The following is a 21,091-nucleotide window of genomic DNA, read 5'->3' on the forward strand; positions in this document are numbered from 1 at the left end:
CTCACTTCGCGGGGGACGGGGTGCCGTGGACGGCCTGGTCGTAGAGGGACATCAACTGCCCTGCGCTCTGCGTGATGTCGTAGCGGCGGGCGGCCGCCGGCTGCGGGAGCCGGGCGAGCCGGGCGCTCCGGATGCCGCGCAGCGCGGAGATCAGCTCGGGCACGGACTCGCCGATCCGGCGCGCGCCCGGGGCCGCGTCCGGGGGCAGGTCGTCGATCGCGGGGCAGGCCACGTACAGCACGGGAAGGCCCGCGGCCAGCGCCTCGACGACCGCGAGCCCGAAGGTCTCGTCGGGGGAGGTGGACACGAAGACGTCCATGGCGGAGAGGAGTTCGGGCAGCGAGGGCCCGAGCGAGGCGACGGACGGCGGGTCCTCGCAGGCCCCGGCGAGCAGCACCCGGTCGGCGGCCCCGCACTCCCGGGCGATCCGCAGCAGCTCCTCGCGGTGCTCGCCCTCGCCGACGAGGAGCAGCCGGGCCTCCGGCACGGAGGCCACGGCGCGGACGAGCCGGTCGAACCGTTTCCCCGGCGCGAGCCGCCCCACCCCGCCGACGACGTACGCGTCCTCGGGGATGCCGAGGACGCCCCGGGTGAGGCGGCGCGCGCGGGCGTCGAAGGAGAAGCGGCCGGTCTCGATGCCGTTGGGCACCACCTGGATACGGTCCGGGGGCACCCCCCAGTCGGCGAGCCGGCGGGCCACGCTGGGCGAGACGGCGACCGTGGACGTGCCGAGCCGCTCGGACGCCAGGTACAGGGCGCGGGTGCCCGAGGAGAGCGGGCGGCCCTCGATCTGGGCCTCGCCGAGCGAGTGCTCGGTGGCGATGACCCGGCGGACCCCGGCGAGGCGGGCGGCGAGCCTGCCGTACACGCACGCCCGGTAGAGGTGGGTGTGGACGAGGTCGTAGCGGCCCTGGCGGACGATCCGCGCGAGGCGGGGGAGCGCGCCGAGGTCGCGGTTGCCGGCCATGCCCAGGTGGGTGACGGGGGTGCCGTCGGCCTCGATGCCCGCGGCGACCGCGCCGGGGTTGGTGAGGGTGACGACCCCGTGCTGGACGGGGAGGTGGCGCAGCAGGAGCCGCAGCTGCTGCTCGGCGCCGCCGATGCCGAGCCCGGTGATGACGTGCAGGACCCTCATGGCGCACCGACCGCGGCGGGTCCGGCCTGGGCCTGCGAGGGGAACACGTCGACGGGGTGGCGGCGGCGCAGCGGGTGCAGGACGCGCTTGGCGGTGAGCCGCCAGGAGGTGTCGTCCTCGCCGATGTGGACGCGGGGCAGGGCGTACGCGCCGGTGTGCGGGCCCGGGTCGATCGCGCAGGCGTGGCGGTAGCCGGCCTTCCGCACGGCGTGGATCACGCGCGGGTCGACCTTCCCGTACGGGTAGCAGAAGCCGTCCACGGTGTCGCCGGTGATCTCCTCCAGGAGCTCCCGGCTGCGCCGGGTCTCGTCGGCGAGCGTCGTGTCGTCTGCCTCGGTGAGCGGGATGTGGGTGAGGCCGTGGGAGCCGATCTCCATGCCGGCCTCCGCGATCCGCAGGATGCCGTCCTCGTCGAGGAGCCGTTTGCGCGGGCCTTCGGTGTCCCAGGCGTTCTCGCCGCCGAGCCGGCCGGGCAGGACGTACACGGTGGCCGTGAAGCCGTGGCGGCGCAGCAGCGGCAGCGCCGATTCGTGGAAGTCGGCGTAGCCGTCGTCGAAGGTGAGCCCGACGAGCCCCTTGGCGCGCCCGGCGGCGGTGGCGGCGAGCAGCTCCCGCACCGAGACCCCGCGCAGTCCCCGGTCGCCGAGCCAGTGCAGCTGCCGGGCGAAGCGGACCGGGGAGACGGTCACGTGGTACGGGTCGTCACCGGGGTCCGTGATCGAGTGGTACATCGCCACCCACAGGGGCGGTTTCACCCACAGGGGCGGCTTCGGCAACAGTCGGCGCAGCGCGGTGGGGGCGGGCATGGTCGGTCCTCCGGGAGGCGGAGCGGGGCAGGGGCGGAATCTCCGGCGCCTTGGCGGCGCAGGCGATGAAGAGCAGGAAGACGCCGATGACGACCAGGCTCGCGACGGCGACGGAGAGGACGGCGGAGTCGATCGCGACCGAGCAGATCCAGCCGGTGCCGGTGGCCCACGCGGCGGCGGTGGCGAGCCGGAGGAGGCCCTCGCCGAGCCGGTCGACGTGGACGGGCACGGTCTGGCGGTGCGCGCCGCGCAGCAGCAGGACGGCGGAGCACGTGATGCCGAGCGCGTTGGCGGCGGCGATGCCGACGGCGCCCCAGTAGTGGGCGCCGGGGATCCCGGCGGCGGTGGTCGTGGCGAGCCCGGCGGCCATGGCGGCGGCCGGGTACCAGAGGGGGCGGGCGGCGGAGAAGTAGCAGCGGACGAGGGCGCCGACCATGGTCTGGCCCAGCAGGCCGAGGGCGTAGACGCGCATGACGGCGGCGGTGGACACGGTGTCCGTACGGTCGAACTCGCCCCTCTCGAAGAGGAGTTCGACGATCTTGGGGGCGGCGGCGATCACCGTCGAGGCGCCGACGAGCACGACGACGGCGGCGAGCAGCAGATCCCGCTCGACCCGGCGGCGGGCCGCCTCGGTGTCGCCCGCCGCGAGCGCGCGGGCGACCACCGGGAAGCTGACCGTGCACAGCATCAGGGAGAGGATCATCGGCATCTGCGCGACCTTCTGCGCGTAGTTCAGATGCGAGATGGCCCCGGCGGGCAGCGGCGAGGCGAGGAACCGCTCGATCAGGGTCTGGGACTGGCGGCACAGGGAGAAGGCGACGACGGGCGCGATGAGACCGAGGACGAGGATGCGCCCCTCCGCCCCGCTCGCCCCGCCGTCGGGAGCGAGCGTGGTCGGCTCCTCCTTCGGCACCGGGCGCGCCCGCAGCTCGCGGAGGAGCGACGGAGCCTGGACGAGGACCATCAGGACCCCGCCGACCGCGACCCCGGCGGCGGCGGACCGCACCCCCCACGGCTCGCGCAGCACCAGGATCGTGCCGATGATGCCGACGTTGTACGCCACGTAGATCGCGGCCGGCGGGAGGAAGCAGCCGTGCGCGCGGAGCGCCGCCGAGCAGTACCCCACGAGCGCGAAGGACAGCACGCAGGTCGCGGTCAGCCGCGTGCAGTCGACGGCGAGCTGCGGGTCGGGCAGGCCGGGGGCGAGGGCGGAGACGATCAGCGGCGCCGCCAGGACGAGCAGGGCGGCGGCGACGGCGACGGTGACGGTGAGCCGCGGGAGCGTGCCGCGTACGAGCGCGCGCACCGGATCCCCGAACAGGCTGCCGGAGCGGCGGGCCAGGGCCCGGGAGAAGGCCGGCACCAGGATCAGCGCGAGCGCGTCCTCGATGAGCAGCGTCGAGGCGAACTCGGGCACCGTCCACGCCACCAGGAAGGCGTCGGTCTCGGCGCCCGCGCCGAAGTACCCGGCGAGGATCTGGTCCCGGACGAGCCCGAGCAGGGCCCCGACGGCGGTGAGCGCGGCGGTCACGGCGGCGGCCTTCGCGAGGAAGCCCCGCCCCTGCGCCCGGTCGGCCCCCGCCCGCACCCGCGCCTTGGCGTGCGCCCGGCGCCCGCGCGGCGCCCCCACCCGTACCGGCGCCGCCCGTACGACCGTCTCGGCACCCGCCCCCGGGAGCGCCGAGGCCCCCGGGCGTGCCGATACCCCTGAGAGTGCCGAGGTCCCCGGGAGTGCCGATGCCCCTGAGAGTGCCGAGGTCCCCGGGACCGCCGAAGCCCCCGGGCGTGCCGAGGCCTCCGGGGCCCACGAGGAGTCCGTGGGGCCCGGAGGCGCGGCCGGCCAGGGGTCGGCGAGCGGGGTGCCGCAGGGCGGCCGGGAAGCGGAGCGCGGGGCGCCGGGCCACGGGGTGTCCGTGGGCTCCGGCTCCCCGGCCCACGGATCACGCACGCCGCACCTCCGCCAGCGACCACCAGGCCGCCAGGCCGAACACGACGGACATCAGCACCGTCGAGGGGCCGCCGATGTCCGCGTAGAAGAAGTCGATGAGCTGCCAGGACAGCAGGCCCGTCGCGACGAGCGCGCAGTCCGCGCCGAGGCGCCGCCGGCGCAGCGCGCCGACCAGCAGCGCCACCCAGCTGCCCGCCAGGGCGAGCAGCCCCACGAGCCCCTGCTCGCTGAGGACCAGGAGGTACATGTTGTGCGGGGACAGCAGCGGCTGCCGCTGGAAGGCGGCGCCCGCGCCCGCCGTGTCGCTGCCGGAGGACAGTGCGAGCGAGGCGTTCGAGTCCCGGTAGGCGGGGAAGCCCTTGAGGCCGACGCCCGTGACCGGCTCCGTGCTCCACATCCGCCCGGCCGCCGCCCACATCGTGTACCGGTCCGTCACCGACTGGTCCGGCGCCGCCGCCACCTGCGTGATGCTGGCGACCCGCTCCTTCACCATCGCCGAACCGATGCCGAGGCCGCCGACGAGGACGACCCCGAGCGCACCCGCCGCGAGCGCCACCACGGCCGCCCGGCGCGGCCCGGAGAGCAGCAGCTGGATCCCGCAGGCGAGCACGGTCGCGATCCACGCACCCCGGCTGAACGACAGCACCAGCGGCAGGAACAGCAGCCCCGCGCAGACCAGCGCCGCCGTCCGGGTCCGGCCGGGGCCGCTGCCGAGCGCGATCCCGGTGACGATCACCAGGCCGTACGACACGACCGTCGCCATACCCATCACATCGGTCGGCCCGAAGGTGCCGACGGCCCGGATGTCCTCGCCCATGTAGGAGGCGCCCGTGCCGGTCAGGTACTGGAGCACGCCCACCGCGCCCTGGAGCAGCGCGAGCCCGACGAGACCCCAGGCGACGACGGCGAAGTCCCGCCGGTCGCGGATCATCAGGAGGACGGCCGCCGGGACGAGGACGAAGATCTGTACGTAGCGGGCGACGCCCGGCAGGCTCGCCGCCGGGTCGCCGGAGGTGATCGCGGCCAGACAGATCCCGAGGACGGGCAGGCCGAGGACGACGGCCGCCGCCCGGGTCAGCGGCCGGGCACCGCCGCGCAGCACCCGCACGAGGCAGATCAGGACGAGGAGCCCGGAGGCCGCGTCCGCGACCGTGCCCGTACCGCCGGTCCCGCCCTGCGCGCCGCCGCCGCCCGGGACGAGCAGCAGCGCGATCACGGCGAGGACCGGGGACAGCGCCCCGGCCCGGCGGGCCCAGTCGCGTACGTCCTCGCGCGACCGGTCCCGTACCCCCGGGTCGACCGCCGGCACATGCGTCACGGCCGTGGCCATCCTCAGCTCCCTGTGGGTCGGACGAGCCCGGCCGCCGTACGCAGCAGGATGCAGACGTCCTGCCAGAGCGACCAGTGGTCGATGTAGTGGTTGTCGAAGCGGCAGCGGTCCTCGATCGAGGTGTCGCCGCGCAGCCCGTGCACCTGCGCCAGACCGGTCAGCCCCACCGGCATCCGGTGCCGGGCCGCGTAACCGGCGTGGATCTTGCTGAACTGGGCGACGAAGTACGGTCGTTCGGGCCGCGGCCCGACCAGGCTCATGTCCCCGCGCAGCACGTTCCACAGCTGCGGCAGCTCGTCCAGCGAGCTCTTGCGCAGGAAACTCCCGGCCGAGCTCATCCGCCGGTCGCCCGCCACGTTCCAGCGGGTCGCCGACTCGGTGTCGTCGGACGGCCGCAGCGTACGGAACTTGAGGAGCGTGAAGTGGCGGCCGTGCTGGCCCACCCGCTCCTGCCGGAAGAGGACCCCCGGACCGTCCGAGAGCCGCACGGCCAGCGCGCACAGCAGCAGCACGGGCAGCGCGACCGCGAGCGCGGGCGCGGCGAGCGCGATGTCCAGCGCCCGCTTCGCGGTCAGCCCGCGGCGCGCGCCCAGCGGGACGATCCGGTGCCGGGCGTACCCCCACAGGTGCTCGCCCATCGGCCCGGTCTGCCGGTCGCCGCCCACCCGCCACGTCGTGCAGCCGTAGTGCTGGAAGAGCGACACGAGCCCCGGGTCGTCGTGGAGGAACACCGCCTCGCACACGCTGTTCTGGATGACGGCCCGGTGGATCTCCTCGGTCGTGGTGAGCACCGGAAGCCCGGCCTCACCGGCCGTCCGGGCAGCCCCGCCCTGCTCCGGCACGCCGACGATCCCGACGGGCCGCACCCCGTACTCGGGGTGCTGGGCCGCCGCGGCGGCGAACCGGCGCGCGGCCCCCGCCCCGCCGACGACCAGCGCCGAGCGCGGATGCTCCCGAGCCCCCCGCCGCCTGCGGGCCAGGAGCACCCCGCGGACCAGGCACGCGACGGCCACGTGCGCGGCGTATGCGGCGCACAGCCGCAGCGGCCCGATCGCCAGGGCGGGGGAGTACGCGGCGACCCCGGCCGCCGCCAGACACCAGGCGACCCCGGCGCGGGAGGCGAGCGCGGGCAGCTCGTCGAGCACCCGGGCGTGCGCCGCCGGCCGGTAGAGGCCCCCGTGCCCGTCGAGGACGAGGACGAGCGCCGCGACCGGCAGCAGCAGCCGGGCGTCGTGGTGCGCCGCGCTCAGCAGCGAGGCGGCGGCCAGGACGGCGAGGCCGTCGACCGCCACGAGCGGCCCGGCCAGGGACCGGCGCCGGACGGGGCGGCGCGGCAGCGCGAGCCGGTCCGTCGTACCGCGGCGCGGCGCGAGAGAGGCGAGGCCGAAGGCCTGGCCCGCCGTGGGCCAGGGGCCCGGTGAAGGAGGAACGCTGGTACTTTCCGTGGTCACTGCGCAATCGGCTCTCTGTGCTCGGCCCCCCGCACGCCGGCCAGTTCGCGGTAGACGTCCGCGACGGCCGCGGCGGTGCGCCGGACATCGAAACTGCTGAGTACGTGTTCGTGGGCCTCGCGGCCCAGACGGTGGCGCAGCTCCGGCCTGCCGAGGAGGCGGCCGAGAGCTGCGGCGAGCGCGGCCGGGTCCTCGGGCGGGACCAGGCACAGGGGTTCGTGGGCGGCCGGCAGGCTCTCGCGCGCCCCGTCCACATCGCTGACGACGACCGGCCGGCCGCTCGCCATGGCCTCCAAGGGCGCGAGCGCCATGCCCTCCCAGCGGGACGGCAGGACGACCACGTCGGCGGCCCGGTACCAGGGCACGGTGTCGTCGACGGCGCCGGTGAAGCGGACCGAGGGCCCGGCGGCCGCCCGCAGCCGCGCGCCGTCAGGGCCGTCGCCGACCAGGACGAGACGGGCCGTGGGGACCTCCGCGAGGACGGCGGGCCAGGCGGCGAGCAGCACGTCCTGACCCTTCTGGCGGCAGAGCCGGCCCACGCAGACGACGGTGGGTACGGGGTTGCCGGGCGGCCCGTCGGTCGCGAACCGGGCCACGTCCACACCGTTGTGGACGACGGACCAGTCCGCCACGACCCCGGCGCCCTCGCCGGTACGGCGCTCGGCCTCGCTGACGCAGAGGATCCGGTCCGTCCAGCGGGCGCCGAACCGCTCCCAGCGGCGGGCGAGCGACGCGGTCGTCCCGGAGACCGCCTCGAAGGACCACGCATGCGGCTGATACACCGTCGGAACCCGTCCCCGCAGGGCGAGTCGGGCACACAGCCCGGCCTTGGCGCTGTGCGCGTGGACGAGACCGGGCCGGACGGAACGGATCACCCGGGCCAGCCCCCTCGTCTCGCGGACCAGCTGCGGGCCGGGGTCCCGGCCCGCCCGCCAGTCGTGGGTCTCCGCGCCCTCGGCGCGGACGGCGGCGGACAGGGAGGTGTCCGGCGGACACGCGACCGCGACCCGCAGGCCGGCGGCGCGCTGGGCGCGGACCAGGTCGACGACGACGCGGGCGACCCCGCCGTCACCCGGCTGGACCGCGTGCAGGACGGTGACGGACGCGAGGTCCGGCGCTTCCGGCGCTCGTGGAGGCCGCACGTCAGCGCCGGACGTCGGCCTGGAGGAAGAGCGCACCGAGCCAGACGGTGTCCTTCCGGCTGCCGAACCGGACGTGAACACGATCGGCCCCCTCGCGCAGCGCCCCCCGCAGGTCGAAGACGTCGGAGTCGTATCCCAGAGTGTTCGTACCATCGGGATAACGGACCGTCCGACCGGTGCCGAATTCGGTGATGCTGGAGTTCATGACGTCGTCCGCGGAATTAGCGGAATCGGCCATTCGGACGCTCTTGGACGGGCCCGTTTCGACCGCCAGGTAATCACCGGAAGTGCCACGGTCACCGTCATAGGCGATCACGCCGAGCCGCCCGCCCACACCCTTCGGATAACGCTTTCCGTCAACGGGGACACGCAGCTCGCCGCGGCCCGGGCCGACCGTTTCGAAACCGTCCCAGACGGCCAGTCGGCGTAGTGGCTCCGAGGTCTTCTCGTACGCGGCGACGAGCGTCCAGCCGCCCCAGCCGCCGACCTTCGAACGCCCCATGGCCACATTGACCTGGGCGACTGTCCACTGCCCCGGGCGGGACGAGCGGACGAGCTCGGTGACGTCGGCGGAGGCCTGGAAGGCGTCGGCGCCGTCGGCCGTACGGTGCCCGATCAGGGTGTCGGCGAGCAGCGCCTTGTACTGGCCGCCGGGCTCGGCGATCAGCACGCGCCCGTTGTCCGCGGGCGGCTTCTGCTCGCCCACCCGCAGGTTCCCGCCCCAGTACAGACGGGCCCAGCTCACCCGGGACCCCGAGGGAACCGGCAGCTCGGCGCGGCTGGAGTTGTACGTGTTGGCGTCGCTGTCCACGTCGACGTACGCGATCGAGGCGTTGTCGTTGACCGACTCGGTGCCCTTCGCGCCCTTCGCCGAGGTGTTCGCGGCCCGCACGATCCCGCCGTGCTGCTCGGCCGTGTAGCGCGGGGCGAAGGGGACGCGGGCGGCCTCACCGGGCCGGGGCGCGGCGGCGGAGGCGGCCGGCAGCGCGGCGGACAGGACCGCGCACGACAGGGCGCACAACACACTGCGACGCACAGCAGGAAACGCTGAATTCCGCATACAGGTTCTCCGCTTTGATGAGAGGAGGAAGGGAAGACCCGAGAAGGCCGGGAGAGGGGGAGGTGTCGTCCGCACGAAATGGGTGAACGCGCGGCCGGCCCGGAAGCAACGTTCGGGAACGTTATAACCCCGACGCGGGGCGATAGTAAGCATTAGATGCTCGGAAACGCTAACTCCCGTATCTGCGCGGCAGGTTCCTCGTTGAGCGTGTTGCGCCATTCCACGCCCAGTCGCTCCAATGGCCCTCTTATGGCCCAAAGATCGGTTGAACGTCACCCGTTCGGGAGAGCAACCGATGAAAGGCAGGGGCGTTGTTGAGAGAGCCGGGCCGAACAGTCCGCGCAGTCCGAGTTGGATGAATTCGATCGAGGAGCACTTCCCCATGTCCCGTATCGCCAAGGCCGTTGTCCTGACCGTGGGTGCCGCCGCCGCGGTCGCCGGTGCCGCCGGTGTCGCCGCCGCCGACTCCATCGCCGAGGGTGCGGCCGTGAAGTCCCCGGGCGTCGGCTCCGGCAACGTCGTCCAGGTCCCGGTCCACATCCCGGTGAACCTCTGCGGCAACACCGTCAGCGTCATCGGCGCGCTGAACCCGGCCTTCGGCAACTTCTGCGCCAACGTCTGATCTCGCACTGCGGATCGATCCTTCCGAAGCCGGTGCGCCCACCCCGATCGGGGTGGGCGCACCGGCTTTTTCCTTGCGGGGACTGGTGGGCTACACGTTCGGCCGCACCGCCGTGCGCCGTTCGGTGCAACGGCGTACGCCCCTTCGAGGGGCAGGTCGGGAGGGTGGATTCACTCGAACGGAGGCGTGGCGCTCAGTAGTTCCCCGGTTGCGGAGGGCTATACCCGCAGGCACGGTGGGAGAGCAGTTGTCCGACGCATAAGGAAAAGGAACACATATGCGTCCCCTGGCTACACGCCGCATCACCGCCCTGGCGATATCCGCCGCCATCACCCTCGGCGCGGCGGGACCCGCCGCCGCCGGCGAGCACCACCCGTCCTCCGCGGCCGACCGGGCCGCCCACGCGCCCCTCCCCGAAGCCGCCGCCCTGCTGACCCAGGCCGAAGCGCTCGGCGAGCTCGGCTCGGTGACGACCCCCGTGACCGAACTCGTCACGGCAGCCCTCAAGGCCGACGCGGGCCAGTTGCCCGCCGCCGACGCCGACGCCCTCAAGGCGAAGATCGCGGCGGCCGTCGACCAGGCCAAGGAAACGGCCCCGGCCCCGCTGCCGGAAACCCCCGCACCCGAGGCCCCGGCGCCCGAAGTCCCGGCGCCCGAGGTCCCGGCGCCCGAGGTCCCGGCACCTGATCTCCCCGCCCCGGATCTCCCCGCCCCGGATCTCCCCGCACCCGAGGCCCCGGCGCCCGAGCTTCCCGCCCCGGATCTCCCGGCGCCCGAGCTTCCTGCCCCGGCCGTTCCTGCCCCGGCCCTTCCCGCGCCGGCCCTTCCCGCGCCGGCCCTTCCGGTGAAGCCGCCGGTGAGCCTGCCCGTCGCCGCCGGTGCGAAGTCCGCCGCACCCGCGGACATCGTGGACGACGCCCTCGCCACGGTCGAGAAGGCCGTCGCCGACCTGCTCGCCGCCGTCACCTCGGGCGCCGCCGCCGGAGTCGTACCGCAGGTCACCGCGACCCTGACCTCGCTGGTCAACCTCGCCGTCGCCACCGTGCTCGGCAGCGGTCTGCCGGCGCCGGACCTGGCCGGTCTGCCCACGCTCCCGGCGCTCCCGGTCACCGCGCCGGAGCTGCCCGTCGACCCGCCCGCGCTGCCGGTCGAGGCGCCCGTGACGCCGCCCGTCGCCGTCCCCGACCTGCCGGTCAAGCCCCCGCTGCCCGTCAGGTAGTCCCCGCACAGGCCCGTACCGGCCCGGCGTCCGCCGCACCGGTACGGGCCTTCGCATGCGACAAATGTCGAGAAATCCTTCCCTCCGGAGTTTCCGCAGGCGGGCGCCTCTCGTTACAGAAGGCGAAGGAACACATGGGATTCGGCCAAGAAGCCTGTGTGGGACGTGCCTTGAAATTCCAGAGGAAGGATTCTCCCCATGAAGTCCACCAAGGTCGCCGCGGTCGTCGCCGGTTCGCTCGTGGCGCTGGGTGCCGCCGCGCCCGCCATGGCCACGGAGGCGCTGACCCCCACCAGCCTGAACGGTGGGCTGGAGGCGATCGCCGCCAATGGACTGAAGACGGACATGCTGAGCAGCACCACCGACGGCTCCCCGGTCAAGACCGCCACGGACACTCTGGGCAAGCTCAACGAGGCCGGCAAGGGCGGCTCCGCGCTGCTCGGCGGCCTTCCGCTGGGCGGCTGATCGAATGATTTTCTGATCGGCCGCCGTGTGGCCCCCGCTCGGCGCGGGGCCCCGCTCCCTACTCTCTGGTCCATCCCACGCGAGCGTCTGCGTGGACTGGCCGGTCGGAGCGAGGGGGGATCCTCGCCGGTCTCTCCCTTTCTCCAGAGGAAGAGCGGTATGCGGTCCATCATCAGCAGGAAAGTACTCACCGCGGCGGCAGCGACCGGCATCCTGTCGCTGACCGGCGGATTCGCCCTTGCCGCCAACTCCCACGCCGGTACGGGCGATTCCCCGGGTCCGGGAGCGGTGGGCCAGGTCCAGGCCCCCCTCCCGGCGGACGTCTGCGGCGAGAGCATGGAACTCGGCGGACTCGTCGCGGCAGCCGTCGGCGACCTCTGCGCCCAGGCGGGGGAACCCGGCGGCTACGGCGAGGAGCCGGGCGAGCCGACCCACCCCGGCGAGCCGACGGAGCCCCCGACGACTCCGCCGCACACCGAACCGCCGCACACCGAACCGCCGCAGACCGAACCGCCGCACACCGAGCCCCCGACGTCCCCGCCGCACACCGAGCCGCCGCACACCCAGCCCCCGACGACCCCGCCGCACACCACGCCTCCGCCGACCAACCCGGACGAGCCCGGTGAGTGCGAGGCCCCCGCGCCCGGCGAGGAGCCGGAGCCCGGTTGCGAGGAGCCGACCACTCCGCCGACCACCACTCCGCCCACGTCCCCGCCGTGGACGCCTCCGACAAACCCGGACGAGCCGGGTGAGTGCGAGGAGCCCGCGCCCGGTGAGGAGCCGGAGCCCGGTTGTGAGGAGCCGACCACTCCGCCGACCACCGCTCCGCCCACCGGCCCGCCCACCACCACTCCGCCGACCACCACCCCGCCCACGTCCCCGCCGTGGACCCCGCCGACCAACCCGGACGAGCCGGGGGAGTGCGAGGAGCCCGCGCCCGGTGAGGAGCCGGAGCCCGGTTGCGAGGAGCCGACCACTCCGCCCACCTCGCCGCCGACCGACGAGCCGAGCCACCCGACGACCCCGCCGGGTCCCGAACTCCCCGACACCGGCAGCGACCCCGCGCTCATGGGCGCGGCCGCCATCAGTGCCGCGCTGATCATCGGCGGCACCGTCGTCTACCTCCGGGGCGGACGGATCTCCCGCCGTCACTGATCCAGCACGCTGACGGAACGTCAACCGAGGCCCTCGCCTTCACCGGTGAGGGCCTCGGGCGTTGCTGCACACGGGCGTATTACGCCACGTTCCCCCGAACGCCTCGTTCTCCAGAACATGACTCTGCGCTCTCACGCCGGCATGGGCATCCTCATGACCGCGCTCGCCTCCGCCGCCCTGGCCGCCCCGGCCTCCGCCGTCGAGGCACCGGTGATCGTCCCGCTCCAGGGCCTGGAGCCGGTGCTCCCGATGGACGCCCCCACGGTGGCCACCGGCGTGCCCGTCCCGGTGCCCGGCGCGCCCACCGGTTTCCAGAAGGGCCTCGGCGCCCTGCCGGACGTCGCCCTGCCCAGCGTGCCGCTCACCGGCACCCTCCCGAAGACCGTGGTGGACGCCCCGCTGCCCGAGGTCCTGGACGGCAGCGACCCCGGCCGGGCCCTCCTCAGCAGCCCGCACTCGGAGATGCAGGCGGCCACCCCCGGCGCCGTCGTCGGCAACCCGGTGGAGGCCCCGCGCGGCAACGGCCTGGCGGGCCTGCCGGACCTGGCGAAGCCTCAGGTCGGCCTCCTCACCCCCGTACTCAGCGGAGCCCTCGACCCGCAGCTGGGACTGGCGCCGACCTCGCACTGACGTCACCGCGCCCCCCGGGCGGGTGAAGACACGATTCTTCCCCGACACCCCAGGGGTCGTTGATCGTTGGAAGAGAGGCTCGTCGCATGGCCGCGGCCCGTGGACCGAGGCCCGTCCCGTCGTATCCGGCGGCGGGCGCCCTCCGGTCCACGGGCCATTCCTTTCGGATCTTTTCGGATTTCTTTCGTCCCGTTCGGCCCAATGACCGTGACCAGTCCCGGTGACGGGCGTTGAAGGGGAGTCGGCCGTGATTCCTGCGGTCGCTTTCCACGTCCAAGGAGTTCTTGATGTCTCGCATCGCGAAGGCTGCCGCTGTTCTCGCCGGCACGGGTGCCGTGGCCCTCAGCGGAGCCGGCCTGGCCGTCGCCGACTCGGGCGCCGAGGCCGTCGCCGCCCACTCGCCCGGTGTCGCCTCCGGCAACGTCGTCCAGGTCCCGGTCCACGTCCCGGTCAACCTCTGCGGCAACACCGTCAACGTCATCGGCCTGCTCAACCCGGCCTTCGGCAACACCTGCATCAACGCCGACGGTCACCACGACAACGGTGACGGCGGCTACGGCGGCTGATCCCCCGATTCACCACGTGTGTCCCCCCGGCCTCAGCGGCCGGGGGGACACCCGTGTGTGCGGGGTCAGGCGTACCGGTAGATCCTGCTGTGGTCGAACAGCTCCGCCGGGGTGACCCCCCAGGGCGCCATCGGCTGGTGCCGGGCGACGACCTTGCGGTACTGCGCGTCCCCCAGCGGCGGCGGTTCCGCCGGGAGGTACGCGGCCCCCGGGTTGCGCTGCTGCCACCGTGACCAGACCAGGTCGACGAAGGAGTGGTGCAGCCAGAAGACGGGGTCGTTGACGGAGCCGCCGCCGAGCATGAGCCCGCCGACCCAGCGGTGGACCCGGTTGTGGATCCGGAACCGCTCGTTGCCCTGGCCCGGGGCCCAGCCCTCAAGACGGTTGCGGAAGCCGGACGCGCTCGTCGAGTTCCAGGGAGCCACGTCGTACACCCGCTCCCGCATCACCTCGTCGAGCTGGGCCTGCGTGGGGAGCGCCACCGGATCGCGGGGCCGGCCGAAGTCCCTGGTCAGGAAGCGGGTGTCGGTCATCCCGTACGTGACGTCCCACCGCCCGGACGAGTGGGCGAAGGGGCCGGTCATGACCTGGAGGTCGGCGCGGCGCCCGTTGCCGCCCATGAAGTCCTCGCCCCAGATCGAGGAGGCCGGGCTGTTGTCGCGGGTCCAGTCCCAGTACGGGACGGAGACCGTCGCGTCGATCCGGCGCAGGGCCTTCTCGAACTCCAGCAGGAACCTGCGGTGCCAGGGCAGGAAGCTCGGCGCCATGTGGGCGGTCCGGAGCCGCCCCTCCCCGTCGGACGTGTAGTGGTCGATGTGGGTGCGGACGAACTCGTCGTACGCGCCGGTCCGCTTCAGCTCCAGGACGGCGGCGACGAACTTCCGGCGCTCGGCGCCGGTCAGGTCGCGCTGGTTCTTACGCGTGTACACCACGCGGGCTCCCTCCCGTCGGGTCGGTGTGGACGCCGTGGGCGGCGGCGAACCGGGACAGCCGGGCCGCCCCCAGCTCGTCGACGGCGGCGCGGGTGGCCGCCAGCGGCGTCGGGCAGGACTCGTAGTGGTCGATCGGCGACACGTAGCCGCCGTCGGCGCAGCGCATCAGGTGCAGCGGCCGGCCGTCGACGAAGGCCACCGGGGCGCCGCCGGGGCCGGCGAAGCCCCGGATGCGGCGGCCTCCGTACATCTCGTCGAAGGCGAGCGGGTCACGCGGAGTTCCGGACGGTTCGCCCGGAGGGGTACGGGTCGCGATGCGGCCGAGCGTGCCGCCGGTGAAGGCGGTGACCGCCAGCGCGAAGAGGGACCGCAGTGCGACGCGGCGCGGGACGATCATGAGTGATCTCCTCGGGTCGGCAATTGCCCTCAGGGCACAACGATGAAAACCCGGGTTCGTTGCGTCGGAAATGCCAGGGGCGTGAATATCGACCGTTCGGGTGAAATCGGCGCGGGGAAAGGGTGGTTGGGCCACTAGCATCCGTATTCATGACCACTTCCAATGTCGTTTCCTCGGCGCGCAGCGCCTCTCCGCTGGGAACTCTCACGGTGATTCCGTGGTCCAGCGAGCCCTCCGCCGATTCGGCGGGCACGCCGTTCCTGATGGCGTATTCGCTCGGCGACGGCCGGGACGGCCCGGAGGCCGGTCAGCAGGCGATGCGGACGGCCCTGGAGTCGATGGGCCTCTCGGTCGGCGACCGGCTCTTCGACCTGGACAAGGACGCCGGGATCAACGCCACGCTGCTCGTCGAGGGCGGCTCCGTCGTCCTCAACCTGCCCTTCCTGAAGGCGCAGTGCCCGGTGCCCGACGAGTGGCAGGCGGCCGCCCGCGAGCGCGGCCAGGTCTACCTCATCTGCTCCGTGCGGCCCTGGCCCGAGGCGGTCCCCGGGCAGCCGGTCGACGAGGCGCGGCTGCGCTCCTTCGTCTCCGACGAGGAGATGCTCGCCGAGAGCGCCCACGTCCTGATGCCGGTCCGGCGCCTCCAGGGCTGAGCGGAACAGAACGGAAGGGGGTCGCGCCATGGCGACGACGGACGTACGGGGCGGGGTGCCCGGGCAGCGGCAGGAGGAGTCCGAGCGGGAGACCGCAGGGACGGGACTCGGCGCGAGCCGGGCCTTCGCCTGGATGCTGATGATCACCGGGGCGGCGGGCGTGCTGTCCGGCTGGGTGATCACGATCGACAAGTTCAAGCTCCTGGAGGACCCCGGCTTCCAGCCCGGGTGCAGCCTGAACCCGGTCGTCTCCTGCGGCAACATCATGAAGAGCGAGCAGGCGGGGGTCTTCGGCTTCCCCAACCCGATGCTCGGGCTCGTGACGTACGCCGTCGTCGTCGCCGTCGGTGCCGGGCTGCTCGCCGGGGCCCGCTACCGGGGCTGGCTCTGGCTCGGCCTCAACGCCGGGATGCTCTTCGGGGTCGGCTTCTGCACGTGGCTGATGTACCAGTCGCTGTACGAGATCAACTCGCTCTGCCTGTGGTGCTGCCTGGCCTGGGTCGCCACCATCGTCATGTTCTGGTACGTGACCGCGCAGAACGTCCGGGCCGGGCTGCTGCCCGCCCCGGCCGGGGTGCGGACGTTCCTCGGCGACTTCACCTTCGCCCTGCCCGTCCTGCACATCGGGATCATCGGGATGCTGATCCTGACCCGCTGGTGGGAGTTCTGGACCAGCTGACGTGAACCCCTTCCCCAGGCTGTCCCGGCCGCGGGCCGCACTCACCGTGCTGCTCGCGGCCGTTCTCGTGCTCCTGCTGTCCCACGACGGGATCGCGCCCGGCGGGCGGCACACCGGGAGCCGCGCCTCGGTGGAGCCGGAGCCCCTGCCCGGGGTGCCGTCCGGCTTCTTCACCGGCTCCGACGAGAGCGGGGTGCGGCGGATCGCGCAGGTGCAGGCCTGGCTCGGCGGGGAGACGCTGACCGTCGGGCACACGTACCTGCCCGGCGACCGCTGGTCCAACATCGAGGGGCATCCGGCGCTCTTCGGGCCCTGGGCGCGCTGGAAGGAGCAGCGGCCGGGACGGCTCTTCGTCCTGAACGTGCCGCTCCTCGACCGCAACGAGGAGGGGCTGCCCGACGCGGAGGTGCGCGCGGGGCTGCGGCGCGGCGCGGGCGGCGCGTACGACGCGCACTTCCGGGTCCTGGGGGAGCGGCTCGTGGAGCACGGGCTCGGCGACGCGGTCCTGGTGCTCGGCTGGGAGATGAACGGCACGACGTACAGCCATCGCTGCGGCCCGGACCCGATGGCCTGGAAGGCGTACTGGCGGCAGGTCGTGGGGGTGCTGCGGGGGGTGGCGGGGCAGCGGTTCCGCTTCGACTTCACCCCGAGCCGGGGGCTCGACGCCGTGGCGTGGCCGCGCTGCTACCCCGGGGACGACGTCGTCGACATCATCGGGATGGACGCCTACGACCAGCCGGCCGGGGTCTCCTTCGAGGAGCAGGTGACCGAGGAGTACGGGCTCGAACACCACGTGCGGTTCGCGGCGGCGCACGGGAAGCCGGTCTCGTACCCGGAGTGGGGGCTCTTCAGGAACGGGGACAACCCGGTGTACGTGCGGGGGATGCTCGACTGGTTCGCGGCGCACCGGCCCGTCTACCAGACGGTGACGGACTACTGCCCGCACGGAGTGTGGGGGTGCGCGGACAATCCGGAGTCGGCGCGGATCGTCCGGGGTGCGCTGGGGGCGGCAGCGGCGAGCCGGTAGGGGCCTCGGCCGCCTTCCGGGTCGCCGCCCCGTCCTGTGTCAGGCGTGCTGGTAGGCCACCAGCGAGATGCCGACGTAGTGGACGATGAAGGCCGCGAGGGTCAGCGAGTGGAAGACCTCGTGGAAGCCGAACCAGCGGGGCGAGGGGTTCGGGCGCTTGATGCCGTAGATGACCCCGCCCGCGCTGTAGAGCAGACCGCCGACGATGACGAGGACGAGGACGGCGATGCCGCCCGTGCGCATGAAGTCCGGCAGGAAGAAGACCGCGGCCCAGCCCATCGCGATGTAGCAGGGCGTGTACAGCCAGCGCGGTGCTCCCACCCAGAAGACGCGGAAGGCGATGCCCGCGGTGGCCGCCGCCCAGACCGCCCACATGAGCGGCTCGCCCGTGGAGTCGGGGAGCAGGAGCAGGGTGAGCGGGGTGTAGGTGCCCGCGATGATCAGGAAGATGTTGGCGTGGTCGAGGCGGCGCAGGACGGCCTCGCCGCGCGGTCCCCAGTTCCCGCGGTGGTAGAGCGCGCTGATGCCGAAGAGCAGGCAGGCGGTGAGGACGTAGATCCCGCAGGCGATCCGGGCGCGGGGTGAGTCGGACAGGGCGACGAGGACGACGCCCGCGACGATCACGGCCGGGAACATGCCGGCGTGCAGCCAGCCTCTGAGCCGGGGTTTCACCGGGAGCGACGGGGGGTTCTCGACCGACGGCGGGTTCTCGGTCGGGGTCACTTCCGGCGTGGCTGCAGTCATGACAACGAATCGTACCTACGCGCCCGTAGGTCCCGGATACGAGTGGCGATGCTCACGTGGGCGGCCCTCTGGACATATGGGCGTTAACATCGGATGATCAAATGAGTGCGGTCGGCACCGGATGAGCAGCTACGAAGCATCCGGGTCGCGGCCCCCACGGGGCATACACCAAAAAAACCCCTCAACAAGGAGCAATCGTGGCGCGCGACAACGCGGCTCCCACCACCGTCCCGACCCAGCACCAGGAGCTCGTCTCCTGGGTGAACGACATCGCCGAGATCACCCAGCCGGACAACATCGTCTGGTGCGACGGGTCCGAGGCGGAGTACGAGCGACTGTGCGAGGAGCTCGTCGCCAAGGGGACCTTCACGAAGCTCGACCCGGTCAAGCGCCCGAACTCGTACTACGCCGCTTCCGACCCCTCCGATGTCGCGCGTGTCGAGGACCGCACCTACATCTGCTCCGAGAAGGAGGAGGACGCGGGCCCGACCAACCACTGGAAGGCCCCGGCCGAGATGAAGGAGCTCTTCGCGGGCTCCGAGGGCATCTTCCGCGGCTCGATGCGTGGCCGCACCATGTACGTCGTGCCCTTCTGCATGGGCCCCGTCGGCTCCCCGCTCTCCGCCATCGGCGTCGAGATCACGGACTCCGCCTACGTCGCCGTCTCCATGCGCACCATGACCCGCATGGGACAGGCCGTCCTGGACGAGCTCGGCACCGACGGCTTCTTCGTCAAGGCCGTCCACACCCTCGGCGCGCCGCTCGCCGAGGGCGAGGCCGACGTGCCGTGGCCCTGCAACACCACCAAGTACATCTCGCACTTCCCCGAGAGCCGCGAGATCTGGTCGTACGGCTCGGGCTACGGCGGCAACGCCCTGCTCGGCAAGAAGTGCTACGCGCTCCGCATCGCCTCCGTCATGGCGCGTGACGAGGGCTGGCTCGCCGAGCACATGCTGATCCTCAAGCTCACCCCGCCGCAGGGCGAGTCGAAGTACGTCGCGGCCGCCTTCCCGTCGGCCTGCGGCAAGACCAACCTCGCCATGCTCGAGCCCACGATCTCCGGCTGGACGGTCGAGACCATCGGCGACGACATCGCCTGGATGCGCTTCGGCGAGGACGGCCGCCTCTACGCGATCAACCCCGAGGCCGGCTTCTTCGGCGTCGCGCCCGGCACCGGCGAGCACACCAACGCCAACGCCATGAAGACCATGTGGGGCAACTCCGTCTTCACGAACGTCGCCCTCACGGACGACGGCGACGTGTGGTGGGAGGGGATGACCGAGACGGCCCCCGCGCACCTCACGGACTGGAAGGGCAACGACTGGACGCCCGCGTCCGAGACGCCGGCCGCCCACCCGAACGCCCGCTTCACCGTCCCGGCCGGGCAGTGCCCGATCATCGCGCCGGAGTGGGAGGACCCGAAGGGCGTGCCGATCTCGGCCATCCTCTTCGGTGGCCGCCGCGCCTCCGCCGTCCCGCTGGTGACCGAGTCCTTCGACTGGAACCACGGCGTCTTCCTCGGTGCGAACGTCGCCTCCGAGAAGACCGCCGCCGCCGAGGGCAAGGTCGGCGAGCTGCGCCGCGACCCCTTCGCCATGCTGCCGTTCTGCGGCTACAACATGGGCGACTACATGGCCCACTGGGTCAAGGTCGGCGCGAACGCCGACGCGGCGAAGCTGCCGAAGATCTACTACGTGAACTGGTTCCGCAAGAACGACGCGGGCAAGTTCGTGTGGCCCGGCTTCGGCGAGAACAGCCGCGTCCTGAAGTGGATCGTCGAGCGCCTGGAGGGCAAGGCCGAGGGCGTCGAGACCCCGATCGGCATCCTGCCGACCCCGGAGTCCCTCGACACCGAGGGCCTGGACCTGCCGGCCGAGGACCTGGAGTTCCTCCTCAAGGTCGACCGTGACGTGTGGCGCGAAGAGGCCGCCCTCGTCCCGGACCACCTGAACACCTTCGGCGACCACACGCCGAAGGAACTGTGGGACGAGTACAACGCGCTGGTCGAGCGCCTGGGCTGATCCCGCACCCGAGACTCGTGGTGGGTTGCCCCGAAACACCGCCCTGACCAGTGGGGTCACGACGGCCCATCACGACGCATCCGGCCCCTGGAGCCCCCTCAGGCTCCGGGGGCCGGCGCATGTGCCCTAACGGATCTACAGGACCTACAGGACCTACAGGACCTACAGGATCGGCTGGCCGGCCTCGACGGTGGCGATGGCCCGGCGGCAGGCGTCGCGGAACCTCTCGAAAGCCGCGTCCTTCGACTTGTCCCAGGTATCGGCACGATCGCCGCGGGACGAGGGGTCGCCGAAGAGGCTCTCGCGCAGCTCGGTGGTCATCTCGATCTGGGCGCCCTTGCCGAGCATCGTGAGGTTGCACGGGTTGGTGGGGTGGCTGCCGTTGAACTCGCCGAGCGTGGCGGAGTACCGGGGGTCGTAGGCGTCGACCGCCTGGAAGCCGGCGTTGTTGATCTCGGTCACCAGGGCCGAGCGGAATGCGGCGTTGAGGCCGCCGACGACGGCGACGCGGAGGTTTCCGGTCGGCGGGTACGTGGCCGTGGGCAGCTTCAGCTGGTCGAACTGGCAGCCGTGCAGGGACAGTACGTTGAGGTGGCTCCTGACGAAGGACAGGGCGACGTGGTCGTCACAGTTCTTCGACGTGACGTGCAGTGCCTTGTTACCGGTGGACAGCAGGCCCTCGAACATCCAGTAGTCGTACGTGGTCGGCAGGATCGGGTCGCCGCCGACGTTGCGCGGGTTGTAGCCGGCGATGCCCAGGGCGAGTTCGCTCGTGCCGATCTCTATGCCGCCGCCGTGCAGGGCGAGGATCACGGTGCGCGGGAACTCGTACTTCTCGCTCAGCTTGGGGTCGAGCTTCTCGTGCCGCTTGTAACGGCGGCTGTACGAGGTGCCCTCGACCAGGTCCGGGTCCTGGTAGAGGGCGGTGTTCGAGGGGTACTCGAGCGGGTCCGGAAGCGTGGCGTCGGAGGGCGGGGCGGCGGCGGCCGGGGTGGCGGCGGCGAGCTGGCCGAGGACCGGGGCTCCGGCCGTGGCTGCCGCGGCCAGCGCGGTCAGGACAGTGCGGCGGGATGCGGAGTGTTCGAAAAGGGTCATGTGCGGACCGTAGT

General features: G+C 72.9%; 21 protein-coding genes. 10 read left to right on the top strand and 11 right to left on the bottom strand.

The window, feature by feature from the left end; all coding sequences use genetic code 11:
- Window position 1: 1 nt before the first annotated feature.
- From ACZ6K0_RS04270 to ACZ6K0_RS04300, 7 genes are all read right to left on the bottom strand, one after another.
- On the bottom strand, window positions 2–1,135 hold the full coding sequence (locus ACZ6K0_RS04270) for a glycosyltransferase (protein ID WP_469227944.1): 1,134 nt from the start codon (window positions 1,133–1,135) through the stop codon (window positions 2–4).
- Entirely contained in the window at window positions 1,132–1,941 is an 810-nt protein-coding gene (locus ACZ6K0_RS04275; protein ID WP_376402037.1) for a polysaccharide deacetylase family protein, read from the bottom strand. Before ACZ6K0_RS04275 ends, ACZ6K0_RS04270 begins: the two co-directional genes overlap by 4 nt.
- Window positions 1,838–3,571, bottom strand: coding sequence for a lipid II flippase MurJ (locus ACZ6K0_RS04280; RefSeq protein ID WP_469227941.1), 1,734 nt, complete (start codon window positions 3,569–3,571; stop codon window positions 1,838–1,840). Before ACZ6K0_RS04280 ends, ACZ6K0_RS04275 begins: the two co-directional genes overlap by 104 nt.
- Window positions 3,572–3,881: 310 nt before the next feature.
- A complete protein-coding gene (locus ACZ6K0_RS04285) occupies window positions 3,882–5,219 on the bottom strand; it encodes an O-antigen ligase family protein (RefSeq protein WP_376402040.1) in 1,338 nt (445 codons plus the stop codon).
- 2 nt (window positions 5,220–5,221) lie between these two features.
- On the bottom strand, window positions 5,222–6,670 hold the full coding sequence (locus ACZ6K0_RS04290; protein WP_469227939.1) for a sugar transferase: 1,449 nt from the start codon (window positions 6,668–6,670) through the stop codon (window positions 5,222–5,224).
- A complete protein-coding gene (locus ACZ6K0_RS04295; RefSeq protein ID WP_469227937.1) occupies window positions 6,667–7,812 on the bottom strand; it encodes a glycosyltransferase in 1,146 nt (381 codons plus the stop codon). The genes ACZ6K0_RS04290 and ACZ6K0_RS04295 overlap by 4 nt, the downstream gene beginning before the upstream one ends.
- 1 nt (window position 7,813) lies before the next feature.
- On the bottom strand, window positions 7,814–8,872 hold the full coding sequence (locus tag ACZ6K0_RS04300) for a DUF3344 domain-containing protein (protein ID WP_376402050.1): 1,059 nt from the start codon (window positions 8,870–8,872) through the stop codon (window positions 7,814–7,816).
- 382 nt (window positions 8,873–9,254) lie between these two features.
- Here ACZ6K0_RS04300 and ACZ6K0_RS04305 point away from each other — a divergent pair, with 382 nt between their 5' ends.
- The 6 genes from ACZ6K0_RS04305 to ACZ6K0_RS04330 all read left to right on the top strand — a co-directional run bounded on the left by ACZ6K0_RS04305 (window position 9,255) and on the right by ACZ6K0_RS04330 (window position 13,529).
- Window positions 9,255–9,494: a chaplin gene (locus ACZ6K0_RS04305; protein ID WP_376402053.1), complete on the top strand. Its 240-nt coding sequence runs from the start codon at window positions 9,255–9,257 to the stop codon at window positions 9,492–9,494.
- Window positions 9,495–9,771: 277 nt separating this feature from the next.
- On the top strand, window positions 9,772–10,713 hold the full coding sequence (locus ACZ6K0_RS04310) for a hypothetical protein (RefSeq protein WP_469227934.1): 942 nt from the start codon (window positions 9,772–9,774) through the stop codon (window positions 10,711–10,713).
- Window positions 10,714–10,911: 198 nt separating this feature from the next.
- Entirely contained in the window at window positions 10,912–11,178 is a 267-nt protein-coding gene (locus ACZ6K0_RS04315; protein ID WP_376402059.1) for a hypothetical protein, read from the top strand.
- Between the two features lie 159 nt (window positions 11,179–11,337).
- The gene (locus ACZ6K0_RS04320; protein WP_469227932.1) at window positions 11,338–12,333 is read left to right on the top strand and encodes a hypothetical protein; all 996 of its coding nucleotides are present in this window, start codon (window positions 11,338–11,340) and stop codon (window positions 12,331–12,333) included.
- Between the two features lie 117 nt (window positions 12,334–12,450).
- Window positions 12,451–12,963 (top strand): hypothetical protein, encoded by a 513-nt coding sequence (locus ACZ6K0_RS04325; protein WP_376402065.1) that lies wholly within the window; start codon window positions 12,451–12,453, stop codon window positions 12,961–12,963.
- Window positions 12,964–13,250: 287 nt separating this feature from the next.
- Entirely contained in the window at window positions 13,251–13,529 is a 279-nt protein-coding gene (locus ACZ6K0_RS04330; RefSeq protein WP_376402067.1) for a chaplin, read from the top strand.
- 65 nt (window positions 13,530–13,594) lie between these two features.
- Here the strand turns inward: ACZ6K0_RS04330 and ACZ6K0_RS04335 are convergent, their stop codons facing one another.
- A complete protein-coding gene (locus tag ACZ6K0_RS04335) occupies window positions 13,595–14,461 on the bottom strand; it encodes a tyrosinase family protein (protein ID WP_376402070.1) in 867 nt (288 codons plus the stop codon).
- Window positions 14,445–14,858, bottom strand: a complete 414-nt coding sequence (locus tag ACZ6K0_RS04340; RefSeq protein ID WP_376402072.1) for a tyrosinase family oxidase copper chaperone — start codon at window positions 14,856–14,858, stop codon at window positions 14,445–14,447. Before ACZ6K0_RS04340 ends, ACZ6K0_RS04335 begins: the two co-directional genes overlap by 17 nt.
- A 149-nt stretch (window positions 14,859–15,007) precedes the next feature.
- Between ACZ6K0_RS04340 and ACZ6K0_RS04345 the strand changes: the two genes are divergently transcribed.
- From ACZ6K0_RS04345 to ACZ6K0_RS04355, 3 genes are read left to right on the top strand one after another with little or no spacing between them, the layout of a single operon-like run.
- On the top strand, window positions 15,008–15,511 hold the full coding sequence (locus ACZ6K0_RS04345) for a DUF5949 family protein (RefSeq protein WP_221890723.1): 504 nt from the start codon (window positions 15,008–15,010) through the stop codon (window positions 15,509–15,511).
- A gap of 28 nt (window positions 15,512–15,539) precedes the next feature.
- Window positions 15,540–16,190, top strand: coding sequence for a vitamin K epoxide reductase family protein (locus tag ACZ6K0_RS04350; protein WP_376402076.1), 651 nt, complete (start codon window positions 15,540–15,542; stop codon window positions 16,188–16,190).
- Between the two features lies 1 nt (window position 16,191).
- On the top strand, window positions 16,192–17,217 hold the full coding sequence (locus ACZ6K0_RS04355; RefSeq protein WP_469227928.1) for a glycoside hydrolase family 26 protein: 1,026 nt from the start codon (window positions 16,192–16,194) through the stop codon (window positions 17,215–17,217).
- A 39-nt stretch (window positions 17,218–17,256) separates the two neighbouring features.
- Here the strand turns inward: ACZ6K0_RS04355 and trhA are convergent, their stop codons facing one another.
- Complete coding sequence (gene trhA, locus ACZ6K0_RS04360; protein ID WP_376402082.1) at window positions 17,257–17,961, bottom strand: PAQR family membrane homeostasis protein TrhA; 705 nt, start codon at window positions 17,959–17,961, stop codon at window positions 17,257–17,259.
- A 197-nt stretch (window positions 17,962–18,158) separates the two neighbouring features.
- Between trhA and ACZ6K0_RS04365 the strand changes: the two genes are divergently transcribed.
- Complete coding sequence (locus ACZ6K0_RS04365) at window positions 18,159–19,982, top strand: phosphoenolpyruvate carboxykinase (GTP) (RefSeq protein WP_056643559.1); 1,824 nt, start codon at window positions 18,159–18,161, stop codon at window positions 19,980–19,982.
- A gap of 162 nt (window positions 19,983–20,144) precedes the next feature.
- On the opposite strand, the gene ACZ6K0_RS04370 is transcribed toward ACZ6K0_RS04365, so the two are convergent.
- Window positions 20,145–21,077: a poly-gamma-glutamate hydrolase family protein gene (locus ACZ6K0_RS04370; RefSeq protein ID WP_469227926.1), complete on the bottom strand. Its 933-nt coding sequence runs from the start codon at window positions 21,075–21,077 to the stop codon at window positions 20,145–20,147.
- Between the last annotated feature and the right edge of the window lie 14 nt (window positions 21,078–21,091).

This window comes from Streptomyces sp. NPDC042346 (assembly GCF_055581845.1).